General features: G+C 62.6%; 16 protein-coding genes and 1 pseudogene. 8 read left to right on the top strand and 9 right to left on the bottom strand.

Translation table 11 applies throughout. The features are described from left to right. Position 1: 1 nt before the first annotated feature. The 4 genes from ROG8370_RS08885 to ROG8370_RS08870 form a co-directional block, all read right to left on the bottom strand. Complete coding sequence (locus tag ROG8370_RS08885; protein ID WP_085826734.1) at positions 2-1006, bottom strand: glycosyltransferase; 1005 nt, start codon at positions 1004-1006, stop codon at positions 2-4. Next, positions 1003-7437 (bottom strand): type I polyketide synthase, encoded by a 6435-nt coding sequence (locus ROG8370_RS08880; RefSeq protein ID WP_170925208.1) that lies wholly within the window; start codon positions 7435-7437, stop codon positions 1003-1005. The genes ROG8370_RS08885 and ROG8370_RS08880 overlap by 4 nt, the downstream gene beginning before the upstream one ends. A gap of 105 nt (positions 7438-7542) precedes the next feature. Further along, positions 7543-8901, bottom strand: a complete 1359-nt coding sequence (locus ROG8370_RS08875; protein WP_170925207.1) for an oligosaccharide flippase family protein — start codon at positions 8899-8901, stop codon at positions 7543-7545. A 102-nt stretch (positions 8902-9003) separates the two neighbouring features. Then, the gene (locus ROG8370_RS08870; RefSeq protein WP_085826731.1) at positions 9004-9846 is read right to left on the bottom strand and encodes a glycosyltransferase family 2 protein; all 843 of its coding nucleotides are present in this window, start codon (positions 9844-9846) and stop codon (positions 9004-9006) included. A 99-nt stretch (positions 9847-9945) separates the two neighbouring features. Between ROG8370_RS08870 and epsE the strand changes: the two genes are divergently transcribed. After that, entirely contained in the window at positions 9946-11193 is a 1248-nt protein-coding gene (gene epsE / locus ROG8370_RS08865; protein WP_085826730.1) for an exopolysaccharide biosynthesis GT4 family glycosyltransferase EpsE, read from the top strand. Here epsE and ROG8370_RS08860 read toward each other — a convergent pair. Beyond that, positions 11177-14062 (bottom strand): calcium-binding protein, encoded by a 2886-nt coding sequence (locus ROG8370_RS08860; protein ID WP_170925206.1) that lies wholly within the window; start codon positions 14060-14062, stop codon positions 11177-11179. The genes epsE and ROG8370_RS08860 overlap by 17 nt on opposite strands. A 196-nt stretch (positions 14063-14258) precedes the next feature. On the opposite strand from ROG8370_RS08860, the gene ROG8370_RS08855 reads away from it, so the two are divergent. Then, positions 14259-14756: a L,D-transpeptidase family protein gene (locus ROG8370_RS08855; protein WP_085826728.1), complete on the top strand. Its 498-nt coding sequence runs from the start codon at positions 14259-14261 to the stop codon at positions 14754-14756. Here ROG8370_RS08855 and ROG8370_RS08850 read toward each other — a convergent pair. Further along, the gene (locus tag ROG8370_RS08850) at positions 14753-15406 is read right to left on the bottom strand and encodes a YggS family pyridoxal phosphate-dependent enzyme (protein ID WP_085826727.1); all 654 of its coding nucleotides are present in this window, start codon (positions 15404-15406) and stop codon (positions 14753-14755) included. The genes ROG8370_RS08855 and ROG8370_RS08850 overlap by 4 nt on opposite strands. Positions 15407-15549: 143 nt before the next feature. Here ROG8370_RS08850 and ROG8370_RS08845 point away from each other — a divergent pair, with 143 nt between their 5' ends. Beyond that, entirely contained in the window at positions 15550-16029 is a 480-nt protein-coding gene (locus tag ROG8370_RS08845) for a DUF3576 domain-containing protein (RefSeq protein WP_085826726.1), read from the top strand. A 60-nt stretch (positions 16030-16089) separates the two neighbouring features. Here ROG8370_RS08845 and ROG8370_RS08840 read toward each other — a convergent pair whose 3' ends face one another. Further along, complete coding sequence (locus ROG8370_RS08840) at positions 16090-17334, bottom strand: glycosyltransferase (protein ID WP_085826725.1); 1245 nt, start codon at positions 17332-17334, stop codon at positions 16090-16092. A 152-nt stretch (positions 17335-17486) separates the two neighbouring features. On the opposite strand from ROG8370_RS08840, the gene leuS reads away from it, so the two are divergent. The 4 genes from leuS (at position 17487) to ROG8370_RS08820 (ending at position 22392) form a co-directional block, all read left to right on the top strand. After that, positions 17487-20228 carry a leucine--tRNA ligase gene (leuS, locus tag ROG8370_RS08835; RefSeq protein ID WP_085826724.1) on the top strand — a complete coding sequence of 914 codons (2742 nt, stop codon included), beginning with the start codon at positions 17487-17489 and terminating at the stop codon, positions 20226-20228. Continuing rightward, entirely contained in the window at positions 20215-20706 is a 492-nt protein-coding gene (gene lptE / locus ROG8370_RS08830) for an LPS assembly lipoprotein LptE (protein ID WP_085826723.1), read from the top strand. Before leuS ends, lptE begins: the two co-directional genes overlap by 14 nt. Continuing rightward, complete coding sequence (gene holA, locus ROG8370_RS08825) at positions 20703-21731, top strand: DNA polymerase III subunit delta (protein ID WP_085826722.1); 1029 nt, start codon at positions 20703-20705, stop codon at positions 21729-21731. The genes lptE and holA overlap by 4 nt, the downstream gene beginning before the upstream one ends. A 73-nt stretch (positions 21732-21804) precedes the next feature. Next, positions 21805-22392 (top strand): glutathione S-transferase family protein, encoded by a 588-nt coding sequence (locus ROG8370_RS08820; protein ID WP_085826721.1) that lies wholly within the window; start codon positions 21805-21807, stop codon positions 22390-22392. On the opposite strand, the gene ROG8370_RS08815 is transcribed toward ROG8370_RS08820, so the two are convergent. Further along, positions 22368-23540 (bottom strand): TIGR03862 family flavoprotein, encoded by a 1173-nt coding sequence (locus tag ROG8370_RS08815; RefSeq protein WP_085826720.1) that lies wholly within the window; start codon positions 23538-23540, stop codon positions 22368-22370. The two genes, ROG8370_RS08820 and ROG8370_RS08815, sit on opposite strands and share 25 nt — an antisense overlap. Further along, on the bottom strand, positions 23537-24853 hold the full coding sequence (locus ROG8370_RS08810; RefSeq protein ID WP_085826773.1) for a mechanosensitive ion channel family protein: 1317 nt from the start codon (positions 24851-24853) through the stop codon (positions 23537-23539). The genes ROG8370_RS08815 and ROG8370_RS08810 overlap by 4 nt, the downstream gene beginning before the upstream one ends. A gap of 68 nt (positions 24854-24921) precedes the next feature. Here ROG8370_RS08810 and ROG8370_RS20915 point away from each other — a divergent pair. Next, positions 24922-25101: pseudogene (locus ROG8370_RS20915) on the top strand (HNH endonuclease); the annotation flags it as partial. Between the last annotated feature and the right edge of the window lie 124 nt (positions 25102-25225).

The following is a 25225-nucleotide window of genomic DNA, read 5'->3' as shown; positions in this document are numbered from 1 at the left end:
CTCATTTCTCAGCCACGGCACGCGCGCCTTTGCTGGCGCTTTTGGGGCCGCGACCCGCAATATCGCGCAGCGCCGCACGGCTATCACTTACCAGTAAACTTCGCAGGAAATGCGGCGGACCAGCGGCCGGTTTGCGCCGGACGATGCGCCAGACCTGTCCCAGCACCCCGCCGGCCAAATGCGCCAGCGTTGCCGCGACGGCATAGGCGCGCCCGTGGTTTTTCACGAAATAATGCCGCCGCGAGGCGAACCAGTAATCGGGCACCCGTGCCCATGTTTTCATGCCGGTGCTGACCGAGCCGATATGCTCGACCTCGCTCTGGCGTACGAAATGGGTGTGCCAGCCTGCTCGCGCGGCCCGCAGGCAAAGGTCGGTTTCCTCGAAATAGAGGAAAAACCGCTCGTCAAAGCCGCCGATCTGATCAAGCACGCCTTGCCGGATCATCAGGCTTGCGCCGGCCAGCCAATCAACCGGGCGGTCGGCCTCGGGCACCGCAAGGGGCACGATATGGCGTTTCAACATCCTGCTGACCGGACCCATGCGCGCCGCGCCTTCGAACTCACCGGCAATCGAGGGAAAGCGGAAACAGGTGACATGCGCCGCCCCGTCAGAGCCATGGATATAGCTGCCGACAAGGCCCGCCTGGGGCGTGGCCTCAAGATGCGCCAGAAGGCGGGTGATCGCGTCGCGCGCCGGGAAAGCATCGGAATTCAGGATATAGACATAATCGGGCGGCGTGCCGTCGGCCAAGCCCGCCCGCATACCGGCATTATTGCCCGCGCCAAAGCCGCCATTGCGCCCAGATTGCACCACGCGCACCCGGCTTTGGCCCTTGATGCCCGCTTGTAGTTTTTCGTACGACCCATCGCCGGAGTCGTTGTCGACCAGCACAATCTCGCCCGCGATATCCTGCATCGCGATCTGTGCCGCGGCGCAGGATTTCAGGCTCATCTCTGGCGTGCGCCAATTCAGGATGATGCAGAGAACGCGCGGGGTGTCCGTCATTCTGCGGCCCTCCGGGCAAGGGGCGGGTTGGGAATATCCGCTTCGGCGGTCTCGATCGCGCGCCGGATGCGGGCGGCCAGAACCCGCACATTGGGCTCTAGCACCATTGAATCGTGATCACCCGGCACCTCTGTCACCTGCACCTGTGGCGCATGGCGGGTCCAGTCATTGTCGGGCAGCACATAAGCGCGCTCTGAATTCACCCAGAGCCCGTTCGAGACCTGCCATTTGCCCACAAGCGGCGGGCGGAACAGGGAGAGCGGGCCATCCCAGGGGCGCAAGTCATAGCGCGCAATCGCGCGATAGAACGCGGCCTCGATCTCGCTGTCGTGAAACTGATGCTCGGTGTTTGTCGCGGCCTCTTGCGGGCGGCGTTTGGCCAGTTCCCATTTGATCCGGTTGCTGGCCCAGTGCAGCGGATAAAGCGGGCCGCGCGCGCGCAATTCCTGCCACTGGATAAGCAGGCGATCCTTGCGCGATAGCGCACGGCGTTGCGGCAGGGGGGTGTCAAGCATGACCAGTGCACCCACCTCTTCGCCCGCTGCGCGCAATTGTTGCGCCATCTCATAGGCGGTGATGCCGCCGCCGGAAAAGCCACCCAAAAGATAGGGGCCATGCGGCTGAATCTGGCGCATTTCGGTGATATAGTCGCGCGCTGCCTCGACAAGATCGTCATGCGGCGCCTCGCCGCCATAAAGCCCGCGCGCCTGAAGCCCATAAAATGGCCGGTCATCGCCGAGAAGATGCGCAAGGTGGCGCAGGTTGAGGACGTTGCCGAACATCCCCGCCACAAGGAAAAACGGTCGCTTCGGCCCGCCTTCGCCCCGGTGCATAGGCACCAGATGGGTGAAGCGGCGCTCTGGCGTGCTTGGATTTTGGGTGGCGGCACCGGTGGTGGTACTGGCCCCTTGCGGCCCGATGCGCGCCTCGATCAGCGCGGCGCACGCGCGGATCGTGGGCGCCTCGAACAGCACCGAAATCGGGAAATCCACTTGCCACGCCTTGCGGATCATCCCGAACAGCCGCACGGCAATCAGGGAATGCCCGCCAAGATCAAAAAAGCTATCCTCGGCACCGACGGTTTCAAGGCCCAAAAGGCTGCTCCAGAACTCTGCCAGCCGGGTTTCGATCTCGCCCTCGGGGGCAACGAAATCGCTTTCAAGATCGGGGCGGTCGAACTTTTGCCCGCTCTCATCCGGGCCGCGGGCGCTATCTTCGGCCTGTGCGCAAAGCGCGTCAAGGTCAAGCGAGGACACGACCACCTGTGACAGCCCGCTGGCAAGCGCGCGGCGAAACGCCTCTGGCCCCTCGCTTGGCAAAATCCCCTGTTCAAGGTTGTGCTGAAGCCGTTCCTCTGCGGGCGAGAGGCTCTGGGCCTCGCCGCCTTGTCCGGGGTCAAACTCCAGGTCCCGCGCGGTCGGCGCGCTAAGCGCAAGCCCGCCCTCTTGGCGGCGGATCGCGAAATTCCGGATGTCGACAAGCACCCGGCCCGACCTGTCGCAGATCGTGATGTCAAAACTTGCGGTCGCGGCCCCGGCACGGTTGTCGTCGGCATTGCGCACATGGCTGAACACCTCGCCCGCCAGCGGCGCAAAGACCCGGACCGCGCCATAAGACATCGGCACCCAGAGATGCGTCGGCGCATAGCCCTCGATCAGCTTCATCGCCCAACCGGTCGCGATATCCATCAGGGCCGGATGCAAAAGATAGCCCTGTGCGAGATCGTCCATCGCCACCTCTGGCAGGCGCAGATACGCAAGGCCCTCACCGTCGCCAAAGCCCATGGCTTGCAACACCCGCCAACGGGACCCGAACGCAAGATGTGCCTCTTGCGGGGCGCTTAGGGGCGCATCGCCCGCCTCTTGCCAGCTTTCCATGCGCTTGCGAATGGTGGCAAGATCAAGCGGCGCAGGCGCGGCGCGCGGCACGAGGGTCACGCCGCCTTGGGCATTGCTTTGCCACCCCTGACGCCCGGCCAGGGTCGACGCGCTTTGCACCTCTGCGTCATAGCCCGCAGCGCTGCGCGTCAAACGCAGGCGCATGTCGCGGGCGCCTTGATCCGGCATGTCAAACGGGCGCAGGAACCACAGGTCGCGAATTTCAAACGCGCCCTCTTCGCCCTGCGCGCGCAGGGCTTCGGCCAAAAGCTCCAGATACCCGGTGCCGGGCAAAAGCGCCTGACCGGCCTTGGTGCGATGCTCGTCAAATACCCAAGTGTCGGCCGCGCAATAGCTGGCATGGAAAAGCCGGTTGCCCTCGGCGTCATGGCTTGCCGTGTCGATCAGCGGCGCCGTGACGGGCACACGCGGGGCGGGAATGACATCGCCCTTTTGGCGCGCAACCGCCTCGGCGGCCATGCCGACCTTGGCCCAGATCCCCCAGTTGAGCGCAAGCACGCGGGTCTTGTCGGCGCTGCGCGATTTGGCATAGGCGTTGAGGTATTCGTTCGCCGCCACGTAATCGACCTGCCCCGCCGGGGCGGTCACCGTCGAGGTCGAGGAAAACAGCACGAGCCAGTCAAGCGTTCCATCGGGGAACACCTGTTCAAGCACCTGCGTGCCGTGAATTTTCGGGGTGAACACATCCTCGATACTGTCCGGCCCCTTGCTCAGAAGTGGCGCGTCGGCGATCACGCCGGCGGCGTGGATGACGCCGTTGACGCGGCCAAACCCGGCCTCGATCTGCGCCCGTGCGGCGCGCATATCCTCGATGTTGCAGACATCCGCCGTGATCACCATCACGCGCCCGCCAAGCCCCTCCAATCGCTCGATCGCGGCAATCCGGCGCGCCAGCGGATCGCCCGCGCCACGGGTCGCAAGATAGCGTGGCCAATCTTCGCGCGCGGGCAGCGCCCGGCGCGACATCAGCACGATATTGGCGCCATTCCTGCGGATCAGGTCTTCGGCCAGCGTCCGGCCGATGCCACCAAAGCCGCCGGTGATCAGAACCGTATCGCCATCGGCAATCGGCGTCTCGCCCTCGGGGATCGGCTGGGCGCGATAGTCTTGTTCATAGCGCCGCGCACTGCGCAGGGCCGCCACGCGGTTGCCGGGCTCTTGCAGCAGATCCTCCAGCACCTGCGTGACAAGCGCGTCGGGCATCCCGCGCCGGGTGTCGGGCATGGGGATATCAAGGCTGGCGCAGGTCACGCCGGGCATCTCGCGCGGGATCACCCGCAGCGGGCCCATCGCGGTGGCCTTGGCCGGGTGCGCAAGCGGCTCGCCCTTGACCTGCGCCGCGCCAGAGGTGATCGCGGTGATATGGATCGGCGTCGGCAGGCCCTCGTCGGCCATGGCCTGTGCCAGAAACAGCAGGCTATAGAATCCCTGTTCCTGAAGCCGGTGGAAAAAGCTTGATCCGGGGCGGTGGCGTTCATCCGCCGTAACCTGCCAGAAATGCGCGATCCGGGTGGGCGCACGCCCCTCCGAGACCAACGCGCGGATCAGCTGATCATAGCCCTCGCGCCCGCGTTCCGGCGAGAGCGCATAACGCCCCGGTGCAAGTGTGGCGAAGGCATCGCCGGGGCTAACATACGTCACCGTATGATTGGCGCTCTCAAGGCGCGCGCCAACCTTTTTGGCAAGCCCGGCGTCATCCTCAAAGATAAGCCAGCTCTCGGGCGGGATCGCGTCCATGTCGGCGCCGTCGCTGAGGTCGACCTCGGCCAGCCGAGGCCGCCAATGCGGTCGATACCCCCAGTCCGCCAGATCATCGCGCCGCAGCGGAAAATCGGTTGCTGCCTCGTGCCGCGCCGCGCCGGGGGCGATGAAATAGGGTTTGTGTTGAAAGGCATAAGTCGGAAGCGGCACGCGCAAGCGGCGCGCCTCGCCCCAGATCTGATGCCAGTCGATGGTGACGCCCACGGCCCACATCCGGCCAAGCATCGCCATGAAGTATTCGTCATCGGGCACCACGTCATCGGGATGGCGTAGGGTGCCGATCACCTGATTGGCGGTGATCGCGTCATGCGCCTGAGCCAGGGACGACAAAGCCTTGCCGGGCCCGACCTCAAGAAACACCCGTGCCTCGCCCTCGGCAAGGCGGCCAAGGCCCTTTGCATACTCTACCGTATGTCGCAGATGCCCAACCCAGTAATCCGGATCGGTGGCCTGCTCCGGCGTCATGTAATCGCCGCTGCGGTTCGAGATCAGCGGGATTTGTGGCGGATTGAGAGTGATAGAGGCCAGATAGGCGCGGAACCGGTCAAGGATCGGCACGAGCATCCGGCTATGGGCGGCGATGTCGATTGGAATGCGCTGTGCCTCGATCCCCTCGGCGGCAAGGCGCGCGGCCAAATCATCAAGGGCCGCCTGCGGCCCAGAGGCAACCGAGAGTTCGGGCGCATTCACCGCCGCAAGGTCAAGGCCTTCGCCAAGCCAGGGGCGCAGCGCCTCGGCGGCCAATGGCACGCTCAGCATGCCGCCCGGCGCGACCTCGTCAAAAAGCTGCCCGCGCAGATGCACAAGACCGATGCAATCCTCGAAGCTCATCACCCCGGCGAGACAGGCGGCGGTGTTTTCGCCCATCGAATGCCCGATAAGGGCGGCGGGGGTCACCCCCCAGCTCTGCCAGAGTTGGGCAAGCGCATATTCGGTGATCATGATCAGCGGCAATTGCACCGAAGGGCGCTTGAGCCGCTCTTGCGCCTCGGGCAGTCCATCGCCGTCCGGCAACCAGATCGCGCGGATGTCGTAATCAAGCCTGGGCTGAAGCAGATCAAGCCCGCGATCCATCCATTCGGCAAAGACCGGCTCTGTTTCATAAAGGTCGCGCGCCATGCCCGCATATTGCGCACCGCCGCCGGGGAACATGAACACGACCTGCGGGTCATGGCCCAGGACCTCGTGGGTAAACACCCGCCGAGGATCGCCCTTTTCCAAAAGCGCGGCGGCGGCCTCGTGGCTATCAGCGACTACGACGCGGCGGCGATCAAAGGCGCGCCGACCCTCTTTCAGGGTCCAGGCGACATCGGCCAGCGGTTGCTCGGGATGCGCGCGCAGATGGCTTGCCAGCCGCGCGGCACCGTCTTCAAGTGCGGATTTGTTGCGCGCCGAGAGGGTGAAAAGCTGAAACGGCCAATCGCCGGGCTCAGAGGGCGCAGCTTCGGGCGGTTCTTGCAAAACCGCATGGGCATTGGTGCCGCCAACCCCAAGCGAATTGACCCCGGCGCGGCGCGGATGGTCGCGCTTTGGCCAAGGCGTAAGTCGGTCATTGACGGCAAAGGGGCTGCCGTCAAAGCCAATCGCGGGATTGGCCGCCTCATAGCCCAGAGAAGGCGGCATTTCCTTGTGATAGAGCGCCAGCGTCGCCTTGATCAGGCTGGCCACACCGGCGGCGGTATCGAGATGGCCGATGTTGGTCTTCACACTGCCGATGCGGCAGAAATCCACCGCTTGGGTGGTCTCGCGGAACGCCTGTGTGAGGGCGGCAACCTCGATCGGGTCGCCAAGATAGGTGCCGGTGCCATGGCATTCCACATAATCCACGGTTTCGGCGCTGATGCCGGCAATCGCCTGTGCCTCGGCCACGGCAATCGCCTGACCGTCGACCGAGGGGGCAAGGTAACCGGCCTTGGCGGCACCGTCGTTATTGACCGCCGTGCCCTTGATCACGCCCCAGATGTGATCGCCATCGGCCAGTGCATCGGCCAATCGGCGCAGCACGACAACGCCGGAGCCCGAACCAAAGACCGTGCCTTGGGCGCGGTGATCAAAGGCGTGGCATTGCCCGTCGGGCGACAGAATCTCGCCGTCCTTGTAAAGATAGCCGCGTTTTTGCGGCAGCTCGATGGTCACGCCACCGGCAAGCGCCATGTCGCATTCGCCATTCAAAAGCGATTGCGCCGCGTAATGCACAGCCACAAGAGAGGTCGAACAGGCGGTCTGGATCGACAGGCTCGGCCCCTTGAGATCAAGAATATGGCTAAGCCGCGTGGTCAGGAAATCCTTGTCATTGCCGGTATGGCGCAACAGGAACATGCCGACATTGTCGACCAGATCAGGGTTGGAACACAGGTTGAAATAGAAATAGCTGCCCATGCCGCAGCCCGCAAAAACCCCGACAGTGCCGCCGAAATTTTCCGGCGGGTGCCCGGCATCTTCAAGCGCCTCCCAGGCGGTTTCAAGAAAATGGCGGTGCTGGGGGTCGAGAATGGCGCTTTCCTTGGGGCCAAAGCCGAAAAACTCGCCATCGAACATCTCGAACCCGTCAAGCGGTGCGCCGAACGGGACATAGTTTTTCTGGCGGATCATGTGCTGGCTTTCGCCGCTTGCCAAAAGCTCGTCTTCCGAAAGCTTGCGGATCGAGCTTATGCCGCTGCGCAGATTTTCCCAATACTGTGCCACCGTCTGCGCACCCGGAAGATGCGCCGCCATGCCGACAATCGCAATGTCATTGTCGTCGGCCGCTTGGGGGATCATGTCATCTTTCATCAAATCCACTGCTTAAAATATAGGTGCTTTGATATTGCCAAACAATGCGAAGAATTTGGGGCAACTCCTTGGCAATACCATAGTTTTTGTCCCCCGCCTTGCGCCTTACCACCCCGACGCACGCGCCAGATTGGCAACCGCGTCAAGATTGACCCAAACCGCCAGCCCCCCGATCCCAAGCCCGACAAGCGCCATCGACGCGTCATGCAACGGATCCCAGGCGCGCATCCGGCGCGCCAGCCAGACCACAACCGGATAGGCAAAAAGCATGGCCACGCCGTAACTTATCAGCGCCCCCATCAAGCCGCCCCATTCAAGGCCAAGGATAAGCGCGGTGATCATCAACACGGCCTTGGCCAGCGTCAGAATGAAAAAGCGGCGCGAATCCCCGGCGGCAAGCGAGGCCTGATCATAGGTCATTACAACGATCTGCGGGATTTGCATGACTGCCATCATGACCACCACCGCGTCGGCCATTTCATAGCGATCATCATACATCACCCCGATAAGCCAGACCCCCAAAAGCGCAAAGATCGCCACAAGCGCCAAAAGCGCAAGCGTGACGGCAAAGCGCATCCGTCTGAGCTTGGCAAAGTTCTCGGGGCTCTCGCCGGGTGGCAATTCGCGGTAGATCGGGATCAGCAGCCGCCAGGTCAGCATATTGCCCAGAAGCATCGGGAAAGAGGCCAGGAAAAACCCGATGTTATAGACGCCAAAGACCGAGAAACTAAGGTATTTGCCAAGGATAAGCTTATCCGCCTGGTTGAACAGAAAGCCGCAGATCGTACTCAGGAAAATCCATTTTCCGAAATTGACAAGCTCTTGCGCGGCGGGCTTTTCCCACCGCACGCGGTTGCCCGGACCGGGCAGAAACACCCAGTAGAGCACCAGCCCCACAAGCGCGCTGATTAGCCCTGAAATCACCAGCGCCCAGACCGATTGAAGCCACCAGGCAAGCCCAACGGCGGCCAGAATGCCCGCGATCTGCACGGCGAAATCTATCGCCGTCACCCGGCCAAAGCGCAAATGCCGCTTGGCGCTGTCAAGCCGCGTCGGGTTGAACCCGGTGATCAGCAGGGACAGCCCCGCGACTGGCAAAAGCTGAAGCAGGAGGGGCGCGTCGTAGATCTGCGCCACCGGCCAGGCCAGGGCACAGGCCGCCAGCCAGAGGCCGATCCCGCGCATCATCTGAATGGTCCAGGCGGTGTTTAGGAAATCCGGATCATCGCCGCGTTTGCTCTGCATGATGGCCGGGCTGACGCCGACATCAGAAAACTGCATCAGGCCTTGGATGATCACGCTGACAATCGCCATGATGCCGAAGGCCTCGGGAAACAACAGCCGCGCGAGGATCAGGTTCGAGGCAAGCCGGAGCACCTGCGAGCTGCCAAAGCTTGCCACGGTCAGCGCCGAAGAGCGCATCGCCCGAGCCAAAAGCCCGTCTCCTGAGAAAACCTGCGTCATAACGCGCACTCTAAACCCCGTCTTGACCTTGATGGCGACCCCGCACCGATCTGCCGTAGCATTACGGCAGTTCTGCGGCGAATCCATTGAAATCGCAGGGCATTAGCGCCCGCGTGTCCATTCGCCGCTGCCTTTGCCCATGCGCACGGCAAGCGCGACGGCGACATAGGCCAGAAACGCCAGCGGCGCGCGGCGCGCCGCGCCGATGATCCAGTCACGCCCCGAGGGGCGGCTATCGTCATTGGCCAAAAGCGCGGGATAGGCCTCGGCAAGTTCGGCGACGCCGCGATCCTGTCTGCGCCGCACTTTGACAAGCGCGCCAAACCCCTCGACGAGGGGCCAGCGATACCCGGCTTTGACCGCGGTGCGTTCTTGAGGGGCAAAATTCAACCGCGCAAATGTATCATCCGAAATGATACCGGGCCAATCGTCCCACCGCGCCCGCGCGCTGCGGTTCATGGCAAAAAACCCGCATCCCGGAACGCCATGGTGAAAGAACGGCACCTGTCGGTAAAACCGCGCATAGGTGCGGCTAAAGGCGGTTTGCGGCGGCGGAATGATCACCTGCCCGCTGGCATAGGCCGGGTCCGTGCCGCTCAGAACCTGTGCGATCTGGGCCAACAGGGGCGGCGTCACCTCTACGTCGGCATCAAGATAGGCAAGCACCCGACCCGTCGCCGCCCGCTCGCCGGCGTTGAGGGCGCCGGGTTTGCTGCCCTGAGCAAGATCAAGCACCTGCAAGTGCCAGCCCCGCGCCTCTGTGGGCGCGCGCCGGGTTTCGGCCTCGGGCACGGTCGCGTCGGTGCAGCCATTGGCGACGACGATCACCTCGACCCCGCCCCCGGCCCAATCCGAGGCCAAAAGCGCATCAAGGCAGGGCCCGATCAACCCGGCCTCGTTATGGGCGGGGATGATGACGCTCAGCGCGGGTTTGGCGTGATCCATCAACAGAGGGTTTCCAATTCTTTCTTGCGCAAACTTTATGCGCCTGCGCGTCCTGTGCTAAGCCCCTATTTAGCAAACCTTTCAAAAGCGAAACAGCAGATGCCAGAATTCCCGCCGACAAAACAGGATGCGCCGCTGAAACTTGGCTATCTCGTGCCCCAGTTTCCGGGCCAGACGCATATCTTTTTCTGGCGCGAACTGGCCGATCTGGCGCGGCTCGGGGTTGAGGCGACGTTGTTCAGCACCCGCCCGCCGCCGCCGGGTCTGATTTCGCATGACTGGTCAAAAGAGGCGATGGCGCGCACCACGTACCTCGGTGAAATCGCGCCGATTCCTGCGGTTGCGGGCCTGTTGCGTGCGCCTTGGGGGGATATTCTGCGTGATATTCTGGGCGAGGGTGGCGGCACGGCGTTCTTGCGCGATGCCCTGATCTGCCTTCCCGCAGCGCACCGCTTGATGGCCGAGTGCCGGGCGCGTGGAATTGAGCATGTGCACGCGCATTCCTGTGGTCGCGCCGCGCTGATCTGTGCGCTTGCCCGGCGGATGGGCGGGCCGAGTTTTAGCCTGACGCTGCATGGGCCGATGTCCGATTATGGCCCCGGTCAGGGCTTCAAGTGGCGCCATGCCAGCTTTGCCACGATCATCACCCGCAAATTGCTGGCCGAGGCCGAGGCGGTGCTTGGCCCCGACCTTCCGCGCGACGTCATGATTCAGCCGATGGGCGTCGATACGCAAGATTTCAAACGCAGCGCGCCCTACATCCCGCCCAAACCCGGCGCGCCGTTGCGGCTTTTTGCCTGTGGGCGGCTCAATGTGGTCAAGGGCCATCAGGACCTGCTGAGCGCGCTGCGTATCCTGCGGGATCGCGGTATCGAGGTCGAGCTTGATATCGCGGGCGAGGATGACGCCGGCGGCGCGGGCTATCATCAGGCGCTTCAGGCGCATCTTGACGGTCTTGGCCTTGGCCAGAACGCCCGCCTGTTGGGCGCGATAAGTGCCGCCGAGGTGCGCCGTCATCTTTTGGCGGCGGATGTCTTTGTGTTGGCAAGCTGGCACGAACCGCTTGGCGTTGCCTATATGGAGGCGATGGCCTGTGGCGTGCCGACCATCGGCACCGATGCGGGCGGTGTGCGAGAGCTTATCACCCACGGCAAGGACGGCATGCTTGTGCCCCCGAAAGAGCCGGAAATGCTTGCCGATGCGATTGCCGCTTTGGCGGGTGATCCCGCGCTTTGTGCGGCTTTGTCAGAGGCGGGGCGGCGCCGGGTCGTGGCTCATTTCCGCTCGTCCCTTGGCGCCGAGACCCTGATCGAGGGCGCGCGCCGCGCGATTACATCAGATCGTTAAGGGCGTGCTCTGCACCCGGCTCTGCGGTGAATTCCACGGCCTCAATCGCGACAAGCGTGACCTCGCCATCCGGCCCTTTCAGGATCACGCGGGGGCCGTCGCGTCGGCTTGTGAAATCGGCGCGCGCGCCGGTCAGGATCGCAAGATCACGCCCCGCGCCGCCATGCAGGCGGTCATTGCCGCCATGTCCGCGCAGGGTATCATCCCCCGCGCCGCCCAACAGGATATCGGCCTTGGCGGTGCCATTTAGCGTCGCGCCGCTCTCGCCTGCCTGCCGTGTTATCCCCTTCAAAAACGCATCCGGCGCGCGAGGATCTGCCCATTCGGGGGCGGTTTTATTGGCGCGCATCAAGGCGTCCCATCGCGGGTTGGTGTCGTTGAGATGGCGCAGCGCGCCCCAGCTTCCCCATTTCGAGGGGGCGGCGACATCGACGAAGGCGTTGAACAGGGTGCCGCCCGCCTTTGACCAGCCGGTCAAAAGGTCGTCATAAAGCGCACCCATCTGCGAGGTGTAATTGAACGCGGTAAAGAAGCGGGTCAGCGCTTCGTTGTCCACCGCCGTGCCACGGCCGGTCACATGGCTTCCGCCTTCGTACATCACAAGGCGCAGCTCATGGCGGCGGGCGACTTCGGCGTGATAGGGCAAAAGCTCTTGCAGCAGCTCGCGAAACGATCCCTGCCGCAGGCTTGCCGCCGCCAGATCATAGGCAAGATCGCTTGCATGCGCCTCAAGATAGGCCTCGCGCGCCGCGCCCGATAGCCCGGTCTCAAAGGTCTTGGCTTCGGCCACGGCGCGACTTGCCGCGATCCATGACAGAACCCTCTCTACGGTGTCTTTACCGCCCAGATCATGACCGAAATAGCCGGTGACCGCATAGGCATCAAAGGCCTCGGCGGGGGGCTGTTTCAACTGTCCGGCCTTGATCGCCAAGGGCGCCTGCAAGAGCGGCTCTTCCAAGCCGGGCCAGCCGGTATGGGTGGCGGCGACCATCGCCAGCCGCCTATCGGCGCCGTCGCCATAAACCTCGCGCCAGATCGCCGACATTTGCGCGCCGCGCAGGCCGGTGAATTGAATCCAGCCATCTTCGCCCGCCTCTTCCCCCCAAAGCGCGGTTGCGGCGTCGCGCGCCCAGACCGCCTGAGGAAAGATGAAATTCCAGACCTCGTTGGAATATTCCACATGCGCGCGCAGGGCAGGATCAAGGTGATCGCGCACCAATTCGGCAAAGGCGCGCATATAGGCATCATCGGCGGCGTGGGGCATGTTGAACCACGGATCGGCGCCTACCTCATTGGCAAGTGCGACCATCACCTCGACCGGGACGCCGCGCCAGACATAGCTTGCATCGCTCAGGGTGGGCCGATCATCCCATGTAATCTGAACCGAGCCGTTGGTGAACATCCAGTCCATGAACCGCAGCACCCGCATATCGGCGATACGATCAAGCCAGAGCGGGTTGAAGATCACGCCAAGGTCGCTCAACGCCAGTTGGTCCTCGCGTATGATCGTGATGTTGCGCAGCGGATCATCAGGATTGGTTTTCAGCAGGCTGAGTGCGACCGGCCCGTCACCGGGTGTCACATCAAAGCGGACCTCGCGGAGGCGATAATTATAGCGCACATTATCGGCCCGCCCGGTCACCCGGATCACGCCATCGCCGTCATAGCGCAAAAGATAGCGACCATTGAGATGGCTGGCCCCGGTTGGTTGATCGGTCAGGATGAAGGACTCAAGCGCACGCGCACCCTCGGGGATCGCAAGCGGCCAGCCATTGGCGTCAAGATAGCCCCCCGCGCGCAGGGCTTCGGTGGTGAATGCGCCCCAGTCCTCGGTGCTATGGCCGATCCAGGGGCGCGCGGTTTTCATCACGTCAAGAAACGGGTGCTGGCTTGACCAGTCCGACACACCATTCAGGCCCATCCCGAGGCTTGGAGACTGAACCCCGATGCCGGGCAGGGTGGTACTTGCCGTTTGCCGACCCGCGGCAGCGGCATTTGCCTGCTCGGGGGCTAGCCCAAGGGCTTTTGAGATATCGTCGACGATCTGCGGATACCTCTCGCGCACCAGCGGGTGCAGCGTGTCGGGCAGATCAAATCCCTTGGGCGCCGGGGCCTCGTAAAACGCGCCATAGGTGACGAGGGCGGCGAGGAAATAGAGCGTATCGGTGCCATGCGGCGCATTGTCGGTGAAAAGTGCGCCTACGGGCACATCGGACAAAAGCCCGGTTTGCAGCCCCGACAGGATCGACGAGACCGGCACGAGCGTCACATCCACGTCGCGGCGCGCGGCACGCAGTGCCATGACATAGCTGTCATACCAGTCGCGATAGTCCCCCGTTGCATGAGCGTGCCAACGGCGCAAACCACGCTTGGAGGGTGGGAAATTGCGGGCAAAGCCGCCCATATCGGGCCAGCCCTCGTAAATCATGACGCGCGCGCCGGGCCAGGCCTCTTGGGTCCAGTCAAGCACCTTGAGCGTCGCGGAGAGCGGGCTTTGGGCGTCGGGATTATCGCCCTCAAAGGCGGCATCGGGAGCCTGATATTGAATGAAATTCGCCGGGCTGATCATCACCGTGTCAAACCCGGCACCGGCACGCGGGGTGCCCGCCGAGGTCACGCCGGGAAAGGACCAGTTGGGTTTGGGCGGCAGATCGGCAAAGTCGCGCAGAAAGCCCCATTGCCCCGAAGTTGCAAAAGTTTTGCCATCCGCGCGCGCCAGTTGGCCAAGCCAATAGGGCACGGCCGTGCCGGGGCTGTCGCTTAGGTGATTGATCAGGCTATTGCCGAAAATATAGCTTTTCACGCTGTCGCGCTCGGCGAGGGCCGGGGCGGCCGTCAGCATGGCAAGCCCGGTGATGAAAATCCGCATCCAATTCATATCGTTCCGATGTCCCGCAAAGCCCCCACTCGAAGTAGTATAGGCGCAGCGGGCGCGCCTTGCCACAGTCGGAATCGCGCGCGGCCGACTGAGGATTTGAGTATTTATGGAAAGATGAAAGTCAGGCTTTTGAAAAGAAGGGCTGTCGCGGCTTTCCCTATGCGGGGATTTGCGACAAAATGAGCGGATGACGCCTGATGATCTTTTCCTGAGCCCGCTTGGCCTGCGATTTCGCGGGATGCGGTATCCCTGTACCATCGGGCTGGGTGGGATTTCTGCGCGCAAGCGCGAGGGCGACGGGGCGACGCCGGTCGGGGTGCACCGGATTGTGGGTATGCTGTATCGGCCCGATCGCATGGCGCGGCCCGCCAAATGGGCGGTGCCGATTGGCCCCGGCGATCTTTGGTCGGATGATCCGGGCCATGAAGACTATAACCTGATGGTGCGCGCGCCCTATCCTCATAGTCATGAGGCGTTGCGCCGGGGCGACCCGCTTTATGATCTGGTGTTGATCACGGATTGGAACTGGCCCGAGGCGGTGCCGGGGCGGGGGTCGTGCATCTTCATCCATCGCTGGCGGCGACCGGGTTATCCGACGGCGGGGTGTATCGGGCTGCGCCCGGATCACCTGCGCCGGATTGCCGGGCAGATCACCGAGAGGACGCGGTTAATCGTCAGGGGCTAGCCGTAGTCGCGTTCGCCGAAGATCGCGCTGCCGACCCGGATATGGGTGGCGCCGAGGGCAATCGCGCGCTCGAAATCGCCGCTCATGCCCATCGACAGACCGCTTAGATCGTTGCGCGCCGCCATCTTGGCCAGAAGCGCGAAGTGCAGGCTTGGTTCTTCGTCGACCGGCGGGATGCACATCAGGCCCTTGACCGGCAGATCAAGCGCGCGGCAGTCGGCCACGAAGGCATCCGCGTCAGCGGGCAGAACGCCGACTTTCTGGTTTTCTTCGCCGGTGTTGACCTGAAGGAACAGATCGGGGCAATGGCCGACCTCCTGCGCGAGCCGGGCAATGGTCTGGGCCAGCTTGGGGCGGTCAACCGAGTGGATCGCCTGAAACAGATCAAACGCCTGACGCGCCTTGTTGGTCTGAAGCGGGCCGATCAGGTGCAGGTCGATCCCGTCAAAACGCTCGCGAAAGCCGGGCCATTTGCCGGCCGCCTCCTGCACGCGGTTTTCGCCGAATGTGCGGTGGCCCTCTTCAAGAACCGCCTCGACGCGCGCATCGGGCTGTACCTTGGAGACAGCGATCAGGGTCACGCTTCCGGGGGCACGCCCGGCCTCGGCCTCGGCTTTATGCACGCGCTGTTTGATCTCGCTCAGGCCCACGGCGCATTTCCTTTCACAAGTGGCGGTGATTTATCCTTGCCACAGCCCGACGGGCGGGCACAAGTCCATCCGGTTCCGTCAAACGCCTTGCCCCTCTGGCCCAGCTTGGATAGTAGGGAAGAGAAACAGTGTCGGACGGTGCCATGATCAAATCCCGTATGAATATCGCTGGCCTTGGTGTGGCCTGCCTTGTGCTCTTTACCGGGTGCAGCGCCTTCAAGGATGCAAGGCTTGATCCAGAAGCAATGCAGGTGAAAGGCGGACGCGAAGCCACGGTCTATGGCGATGGGTCCTCTCTTCTTGACGCCTTCAAGGGCTCCAAGGATCAGATCAAGGTAAATCGCTTTCTCTGGACCGCGACGCTTCAGGTGCTGGATTTCCTGCCTGTCGAGGCGGCCGATCCGTTTACCGGCGTGATTTCAACCGGTTATGGCACACCTCCGGGCGGCGGTCAGGCCTATCGCGCCACGATCCTGATCAGTAATCCGGCGCTTGATGCACGATCCTTGAATGTCGCGCTGCAAACCCGTGGCGGACCGGTCAGCGCCGCCACCGAACGCGCGGTCGAGGATGCGATTCTCAACCGGGCCCGTCAGTTGCGGATCAATGCGGCGAAGTTCTGATTTGAACGAAATGCGTGCCGGGGCGTTCTCCCCGGCACGACGCTTTGCATCTGTTCTTGGCTAAAGCGGCTGATCCATCACATCTTTGACCCAGTCGATTTGCCGGGGCAGGCAGATCGTTTGAAGATCATACTTTGCGCGGATCATCTTGCGGGCGGTTTCGCCCATACGCTTGCGCGCCCCCGGATCGTCGAGCAGATCACAGACCTGATCCACCAGTGCATCGCCGTCAAAGAAATCGACCAGCCGCCCGGTTTCATCGTCGCGGATCACTTCGCGCACCGGCTCTGTGTCGCCCGCCACGATTGCCGCGCCACAGCTCATTGCCTCAAGCAAACTCCAGCTTAGAACAAACGGATAGGTCAGGTAGACGTGAACGCGGCTGACCTGAAGCAGGCGCAGGAACTGATCATAGGGGATGCGGCCCAGGAACCGGACCCTTTCCCAATCGGCATCTGAAATCTGGTCGCGCACCTCGTCGATGAAAATCTGTTTCCAGGTCTTTCCCTTGGGCGCGCGCGCGCCATAGCTTACCTCGTCGCCGCCCACGATAAGCACGGTTGCATTCGGGCGTTCGCGCAAAAGCCGGGGCAGGGCGCGCATGAAGATGTGATAGCCGCGGTAAGGTTCCAGATTGCGGTTCACGAAGGTGATCACCTCATCCTTGCGGGTGACGTCGCATTGCCCCTCGATGGTAAGGCGCACGTCCGGGGCGGGACAGGCCTGAACCGTGTTGATACCATCATGGCTCAGGGTGATACGCTTGCGAAACGGCGCGGGAAATGTATCGGCCTGAAACGCCGTCGGGCTTATCCCGGCATGGGCAAACTCGAAATGCAGATGGTTGTTGAGGTTCTTCATCCGAATGCGCAGCGGCTCGACCTCGGGCGATTTGCTGGCGAACTCCGGGTCGAAATTCAGATGCGGAAAGCCTGCGTGATGATAAAGCTCGCAGTAAAGCCCCATCCGCGCCTTTGGCCAGACATCGCGCAGAAACATCGATTCGCCCCAGCCGGGATGCGCCAGGATAAGATCCGGCTCGAAACCCGCATCGCGGATTCTGCTGGCCGCGCGATAACAGGCCCCGCCACGCGTCACCTTGGTATCAAGATCAACCAGCCAGGGATGAAGCTTTTGGCCGTCCCGTTCCGGCAGGGCATAGGGCAGAACCCGCACCCCTTGCCAGGTGGTCGCCTCTTTCACCCGCAGGGTCAAAGCCACGCATTGATGCCCCTGGCGCGCCAAGAGCGGGGCCAGATGTTTGTATTGTCCGGGGAAATTCTGATGGATGAAAAGGATTTTCATGTAAATTGCCGCTGCCTCTGTCACTTGTGGGCTTATAATACTGCCGCTCTGCGCTGCAAAGCCCTGCATTTTTGGCCCTAACCACTGGACCCGCGCGCAGCGAGGCCCTATCACCGCCCCAACACCGTGATCACAGATAAGGGGCGCCGTCCATGTCGCGCTATTCAGCCGCTGAAATCGAAGCGAAATGGCAACAGGCCTGGGATCAGGCCGGTATTTTCGAGGCCACCCGCGAGGGCGACAAGCCAAAATACTATGTGCTGGAAATGTTCCCCTATCCGTCGGGACGTATCCACATGGGCCATGTGCGTAACTATACGATGGGCGATGTGGTGGCGCGCTATAAGATCGCGACCGGGCATAACGTGCTGCACCCGATGGGATGGGACGCATTTGGCATGCCGGCCGAAAACGCCGCTATGGCGATCGGCGGGCATCCCAAGGACTGGACCTATCAGAACATCGCCGACATGCGCGCCCAGATGAAGCCGCTTGGCCTCAGCATCGACTGGAGCCGCGAATTCGCGACCTGCGATCCGGAGTATTACGGTCAGCAACAGGCGCTTTTTCTCGATATGCTCGCCGAGGGTCTGGTCTATCGCAAGAACGCCGTGGTCAACTGGGATCCGGTTGATATGACCGTTCTGGCCAACGAACAGGTGATTGACGGCAAGGGCTGGCGTTCTGGCGCCGAGGTCGAGCGCCGCGAGTTGACGCAATGGTTCTTCCGCATTTCCGACATGGCCGAGGAATTGCTTGAGGCGCTGGACGGGCTGGAAAACTGGCCCGCCAAGGTGCGCCTGATGCAGGAAAACTGGATCGGCAAATCGCGCGGTCTTCAGTTTGCCTTTGGTCTTGTCGACGGGTTTGACGGGCATGACCGGGTCGAGGTCTATACCACCCGCCCCGACACATTGATGGGCGCGTCTTTTGTGGGCATTTCGCCGGATCACCCGCTTGCCAAGACGCTTGAGCGCGAGCGTGAGGACGTGGCGGCCTTTTGCGCCGAGGCCCGCAAGGGCGGCACCACCGCCGAGGCGATTGAGAAGGCCGAAAAGATGGGCTTTGACACCGGGCTGCGCGCGCGTCACCCGTTCGATACATCCTGTGAATTGCCGGTCTATATCGCCAATTTCATCCTGATGGATTATGGCACCGGCGCGATCTTCGGCTGTCCAGCGCATGATCAGCGCGACTTTGAGTTTGCCACCAAATACGAGCTTCCGATCATCCCGGTGTTCGAGCCGCTTGATGGCGGTGCCGAGCCGCTGCCCGAGGCCTTCGTGCCCGCGAAATCCGACAAAACCCGCTTTGTGCGCGGCTTTGCCGGTGACGAGGTGCAGACCGGCGAAGAGGCGGTCAATGCCGCGATTGAATTCTGCGAAGCCAATGGCGTCGGGCAGGGCGTGACCAAGTTCCGCCTGCGCGATTGGGGCCTGTCGCGGCAGCGCTATTGGGGCTGTCCGATCCCGGTGGTGCATTGCGCGGCCTGCGGCGTAGTGCCCGAGGCCAAGGAAAACCTTCCCGTCCAATTGCCCTACGACGAGGACGGCACGCCGATTGATTTCTCGACTCCCGGCAACCCGCTTGACCGCCACCCCACGTGGCGCGATTGCACCTGCCCGAGCTGTGGCGCGCCCGCGACCCGCGAAACCGATACGATGGACACCTTTGTCGATAGCTCCTGGTATTACGCGCGCTTCACCGCGCCGCATGCAGCGACGCCCACCGATATGGCCGAGGCCGAATACTGGATGAACGTCGATCAGTATATCGGCGGCATCGAGCACGCGATCCTGCACCTCTTGTATTCGCGCTTCTTTGCCCGCGCGATGCACATCACCGGGCATTTGCCGAAAAAGGCAATCGAGCCTTTCAATGCGCTGTTCACCCAAGGCATGGTCACGCATGAAATGTATGCGGGTGCTGAGACCACTCGAGAAGCTGGCGTAAGCTCCGACGAGGAGGAGGGGCAGGTCATAAATGCCGGACGGGAAACAAGAGTTAAGTATTATTTTCCTGAGGACGTAATTCGCTTTGAGTTCAACGGGCGGCCTAAGGCGCTGCTAAGAGGTGCTGTTGAGAAAGAAGAAATAGATGCGCAAAACGTGATTGCTCTCAACGAGTTTTGGGAATTTGAACGGCGGCGCACGAAAACTGTTGGTGAAGAGGATAACGCATTAGATGTGATCCCCTCCGCCAAGATGTCCAAATCCAAGAAAAACGTGGTCGATCCCGCCAGCATCATTTCCGCCTATGGCGCCGATACCGCCCGCTGGTTCGTGCTGAGCGATAGCCCCCCCGAGCGCGACGTCGAATGGACCGCCTCGGGCGCCGAGGCGGCATCGAAACACCTTGCGCGGGTCTGGCGCATCGCCTCCGAGGTCGCCAACGCCCCCGAGGCGGCCACGCCAGAGGCCGACGAGGCCCTCCTGCGCGAGATGCACAAGGCCATCGACGAGGTCACCAAGGGCGTCGAATCCTTCGGCTTCAACGCCGCCATCGCCCGGCTTTATGCCTTTACCAACACGTTGGCGCGCTCTGGCGCGGGCAAGGCGGCCAAGACCGGCGCCACCCTCACGCTGGCACAGCTGATGTCGCCGATGACGCCGCATTTGTCCGAAGATATCTGGGCGATGCTGGGCGGCGAGGGCCTTGTCGCCACCGCGCCCTGGCCGGTGGCCGACGCAAAGATGCTGGTCGATGAGAACGTCACCCTGCCGATCCAGATCAACGGCAAGCGGCGCGCAGAAATCAGCGTTCCGCATGATATGCCGAAGTCTGAGGTTGAAAAAATCGCGCTGGCCCACGATGCTGTGGTCAAGGCGCTGGATGGGGCCCAGCCCAAGAAGGTCATCGTCGTCCCCGGACGGATCGTGAATGTTGTCATTTAACCGCCGCCATCTGCTTTTTCTGGGGGCCGCTGCTCTTGGGGCCTGCGGGTTTACCCCGGCCTATGCGCCGGGCGGGGCGGGTAATGCCCTTCAGGGCCAGATCGAGATCGACGCGCCCAACACCCGCGCCGGTTATCTGCTGACCCGCGCGCTAGAAAACCGCTTTGGGCGGACCTCTTCGGCGCGCTATGGGCTTAGCTATGGCATTGATATCCGGCAAGATTCGATCGCGATCAGCGCCAGCAACGTGGCCACCCGTTTTAACGTTCTGGGCAATGTGACCTATGCCCTGCGCGATCTTGAAACCGGCGCGGTGGTGACCTCGGGCAAGGTTGACAGCTTTACAAGCTATTCCGCCTCGGGCACGCCGGTTGCCACGCTGGCCGCGGAACGCGACGCTGAAACACGCCTGATGAACATCCTCAGCGAACAGATAAGCACCCGCCTTCTGGCCGCCGCGCCAACCCCGGCGCAATGAAACTCTCGCCTCGTGATGCGCTGCGGTATTTTTCGCGGCCCGAGCCGGGACGCGCCGGCCTGTTGATCTATGGCCCCGATGCCATGCGCATTGCCCTCAAACGGCAAGAGGTGATTGCGGCCCTCATTGGCCCCACTGGTGAAGAGGAAATGCGCCTGACCCGCATGTCGGCGGGCGATCTGCGCAAGGACCCGGCCCTTTTGCTTGATGCGATCAAGGCGCAGGGGTTTTTCCCCGGCCCCCGCGTCGCCTTTGTCGAAGAGGCGACCGAGGTGCTCTGCGCCCCGATTCTTGCCGCCCTTGCCGATTGGGCCGAGGGCGACGCCCAGATCATCGTAAGCGCCAACCAGCTCAAGGCGACATCAAAACTGCGCAAGGCGTTCGAGGCCCATCCCAACGCCTATGCCGTCGGGATTTACGACGATCCACCCTCGCGCGCGGATATCGAGGCGTCTCTGGCCAAGGTCGGGCTGCGCAATGTCGGCTCTGGCGCGATGACCGATCTGACGGCGCTTGCGCAGGATCTTGACCCCGGTGATTTCCGCCAGACCATGGAAAAGCTTGCGCTCTACAAGATCGACGATGACACGCCGGTGACGGCGGATGACATCACCGCCTGCGCGCCTGCCTCGACCGAGGCCGATCTTGATGATGTGCTCAATATCGTGGCCGAAGGCCGCTCGCCCGAAATCGGCCCGGTGATGCGGCGGCTCAAGGCGCAGGGCGCACAGCCGGTGACGCTTTGCATCGGCGCCACCCGGCATTTTCGCGCGCTTTATACGGCGGCCTCTGATCCCGGCGGCGCGGCACAGGGCATCGGCCGCATGCGCCCGCCGATCTTTGGTCCGCGTCGTGATCGCATGCTGCGTCAGGCGCAAGGCTGGGGCGCGCCCAAGCTTGAACAGGCGCTGACGATCCTCACCGATACCGACCTGCAATTGCGATCCGCCGGGCAGCGCGCGCCGGGCATGGCCCTTGTCGAGCGCGCCCTGATCCGTCTGGCGATGCTTGCGGCGATGCGCTAGGCGCTATGGCATTGCACCCGCCCGCCGTTTGGGCGAAGCTGTGTCAATCACTCAAAAACAGGGATAATTCGTAATGTATGACGTCATCGGCACCCGCGCCAGCCGCGCCTTTCGCGTGCTTTGGATGCTAGAAGAACTTGGCCAGGACTATACCCACATCCCGGCCGCGCCCCGCTCGCCCGAGGCGCTTGCCGCCAACCCGTCGGGCAAGATCCCGGCGCTGCGGGATGGCGATGCGGTGCTGACCGATTCCGCCGCGATCATGACCTTTCTGGCCGACAAGCACCGCGCGCTCACCAATGCGCCCGGCACCGTCGCACGCGCCCGTCAGGATGCCTTTACCCACCAGATTCTCGATGACATCGACGGCGTTCTCTGGGCCGCCGCGCGTCACAGTTTCGTGCTGCCCGAAGAACAGCGCGTGCCGGCCGTCAAGGACTCACTGAAATGGGAATATGCCCGCAATATCGCGCGTATCTCGGACGCCCTTGAAGGGCCGTTCCTGATGGGCGAGGAAATGACTGTGCCCGATATGCTTTTGACCCATTGCATCGGCTGGGCGAAAAAGGCGGATTTCCCGGATGCCGGTGACAAGCTGAACGCCTATGCGGCGAGCATCATGGAGCGTCCGGCGTTTCAAAAGGCGGCGGCATTGCCCTGATACGCGGCGGCGTGGCGCCCGGCCCAACGCCCGGTCGCAAGACAGGCGGTTAACAGGTAGCCACCTGTCGGTGCCTCCCAGTCAAGCATCTCACCGGCGGCAAAAACGCCGGGGCGATTGCGGATCATCAAGCCGCGATCCAAGGCCTCGAACCGCAGCCCCCCGGCGGTTGAAATCGCCTCATCCATCGGGCGCATGCCGACAAAACGAATGGGCAGGGCTTTCAGCAACTTTGCCGGATCATCGGGCAGAGGGCGGCCAAATTCCATCAACAGCGCCTGTTTTACCGGATCAAGTTTCAGCGCCTTGCGCAGCCGGTTTTGCAGGCTGTCGCGGCCGCGGGTCTTGTCCAGTTTGCTGTCGATCTGCGCCTCTGTCATGTCGGGCAGGAGATCAAGCACAAGCGGCGCGCCCTCGCGCAGCGCGGCGCTGACCTCATACACCCCGCCGCCCTCAATCCCGCTTGCCGAGATGATAAATTCGCCGCGAGAGCGAAGCGCCCCGGCCCCAAGCGCCACGCCTTTGACGGGCTGTCCGAAATGGCGTTTCATATGCGCCGACCATTCGACCAGAGCGCCGACATTAGCGGGCTGAAACGCGGCGATATCACCGGGGGGCAAATGCCTCGTCCAGGCCCCGTCAGACCCCAGTCGCGCCCAGCTTGCGCCGCCACAGGCCAGAACCGTGACATCCGAGGCCACCCTTTGCACCCCATCGGGCGTGTCGAAAACCGCGCCCTGATCCCAGCCCTGCCAGGACCAGCGGGTGCGGATATCTACCCCCGCAGCGCGCAGCTGATTGAGCCAGGCGCGCATGAGCGGCGAGGCTTTCATCGCGCGCGGGAAAACCCGCCCCGTGGAGCCGGTAAAAAGATCCTGCCCAAGGTCACGCGCCCAGTCCTGTACCGCGTCGGGCCCAAACTCGGCCAGCATCGGGCGCAGGTGCGGGGCGGCCTCGCCGTAGGCGGCAAGAAATGCGTCAAACTCCTCGGCTTTGGTCAGGTTCAGCCCGGACTTGCCGGCCATCAAGAACTTGCGCCCAACCGATGGTTTCGCCTCGGCCACGACAACGCTTAGCCCGGCCTGCGCCATCTCCTGCGCCGCCATAAGGCCCGCAGGCCCGGCCCCGATGACCAACGCCTGTGTCATGTGACCGGGTTCAGCCCTTTGTGGTGCACGACGCGTTGCGGATAGGGAATTTCGATATTGTTGGCCTTGAGCACGTTCCAGATGGCGAAAAGAACGTCGGAGCGGTATTTCTGGGTCAGGTCCTCGATCCCCTCGACCCAATATTCGACGCTGAATTCCACGCCGCTATCGGCAAAGGCCTTAAGCTCGCATTCGGGGCCGTCGGGCTCTTGCAGGATAAAGGGCAGCTTGCGCACGGCGGCCTCGACCATGTCGGGGATCAGGTTGATATCCGTGTCATAGCTAACGGAAAACGCCGCCTCATAGCGATGACGCGTGCCGGCATCGGAATAATTGACCACCCGACTGGTGATGAAATCCTCGTTTGGCACCACGATCCAGCGCCCGTCGATGGTTTCCAGAATGGCGGCGCGGGCGGTCATTTTGAAAATCGTACCCTCTTCGCCATTGTCCAGAACCACGTAATCGCCAACCGTTGTTTGCCCCTCGAGCAAGAGGATGACACCCGAGACGAAATTCGCCGCGATCTGTTGCAGGCCAAGCCCGATACCAACACCAAGCGCACCGCCAAAGACGGCGATCGCCGTAAGGTCGATGCCCATGATCGACATCAGCAACAGGAAGGCTGCGCCGAAAATCATGATCTGGCTGGCCTTCATCGCCAGTTCCCGCGTGGCGGGCCGCAGCTCTTCCTGGCGCTTGATATAATCCTCGGATTGCGTGTGCGACCAGCGCCCGAGCCAGAACAACAGCGCGCCCGAGACCGCCCCGCGGATCAATGCGAGGACCGAAAAGCTGATATTGCCAAGGTTGACCGAAATCGCCGCAAGCTTGGCATTTGCAACGTCAAACAGGCCGAAAAGATAGAGGGCGGCGACCGGCATGAGAACGAACCGCCCCAACATGCGCAGGAACGGGTCGGTCAGAATCTCTCGAACGAAAAGGCGCGCTGCCAAAAACAGGAACAGCCGCTTGCCAAAGGCGATCACCTCGCCCGACCCAAAGATCGAGCGGGTCACGCCCTCGCCAATCCCGGTCAGGCCATAGGCCAGCAAGGGCATCAAAAGCGGCAAGAAGATCAGCACAAAGCGCCGCGCCGAGGCGATGACGTTTTCCTGCCCTGCGGGAGGTGTCAAAAACCGGGTCAGGCTGGGGACAAGGCGGCGACTGATCAGCACGGCCAAAAGATAGGCGGCAACCAAAAGCGCGAATTGCGACCAAGCGGCGGGGCTCAGCAGCCAGCCCTGGGCCATCTCCCACCCTTGCAGGGCATATCCCATCGCCTGGGTGATAATTTCTGGCTGCCCGTCCATCACGTACCTCTTGTCTTTCATCCACTGCGCGCCATCCTCTTGCCCGCAGTGGATGAAAGGATCAAGTCATAGCGTCAGAATTACCGATCTGCCCGCTTTGTGGCCGTGTCATTGCGCCGGGCACGCGGCAAAGCCTGCACCACCTTGTGCCGAAACTTAAGGGCGGGGCTACCGTCTTATTGCACCAGATTTGCCACAACGAAATCCATGCCACGCTGACCGAGGCCGAGCTTGCGCGTGACTTTAGTATCCACGCCGTGGAGCAAACCCTCCGACTTCCAGTCGGACCCGCTTCAGCGTGAAAGAATCGCTTTATGATCGTACCCTCAGAAAAATGAGCCGCAGCCGGGTCGGAGGCTCATTTTTCTGAGG

It is taken from the genome of Roseovarius gaetbuli (genome assembly GCF_900172365.1).
Lineage (GTDB): Bacteria > Pseudomonadota > Alphaproteobacteria > Rhodobacterales > Rhodobacteraceae > Roseovarius > Roseovarius gaetbuli.
Note: the sequence above shows the minus strand (reverse complement) of the source record. Positions and strands in the feature narration are given on the sequence as shown.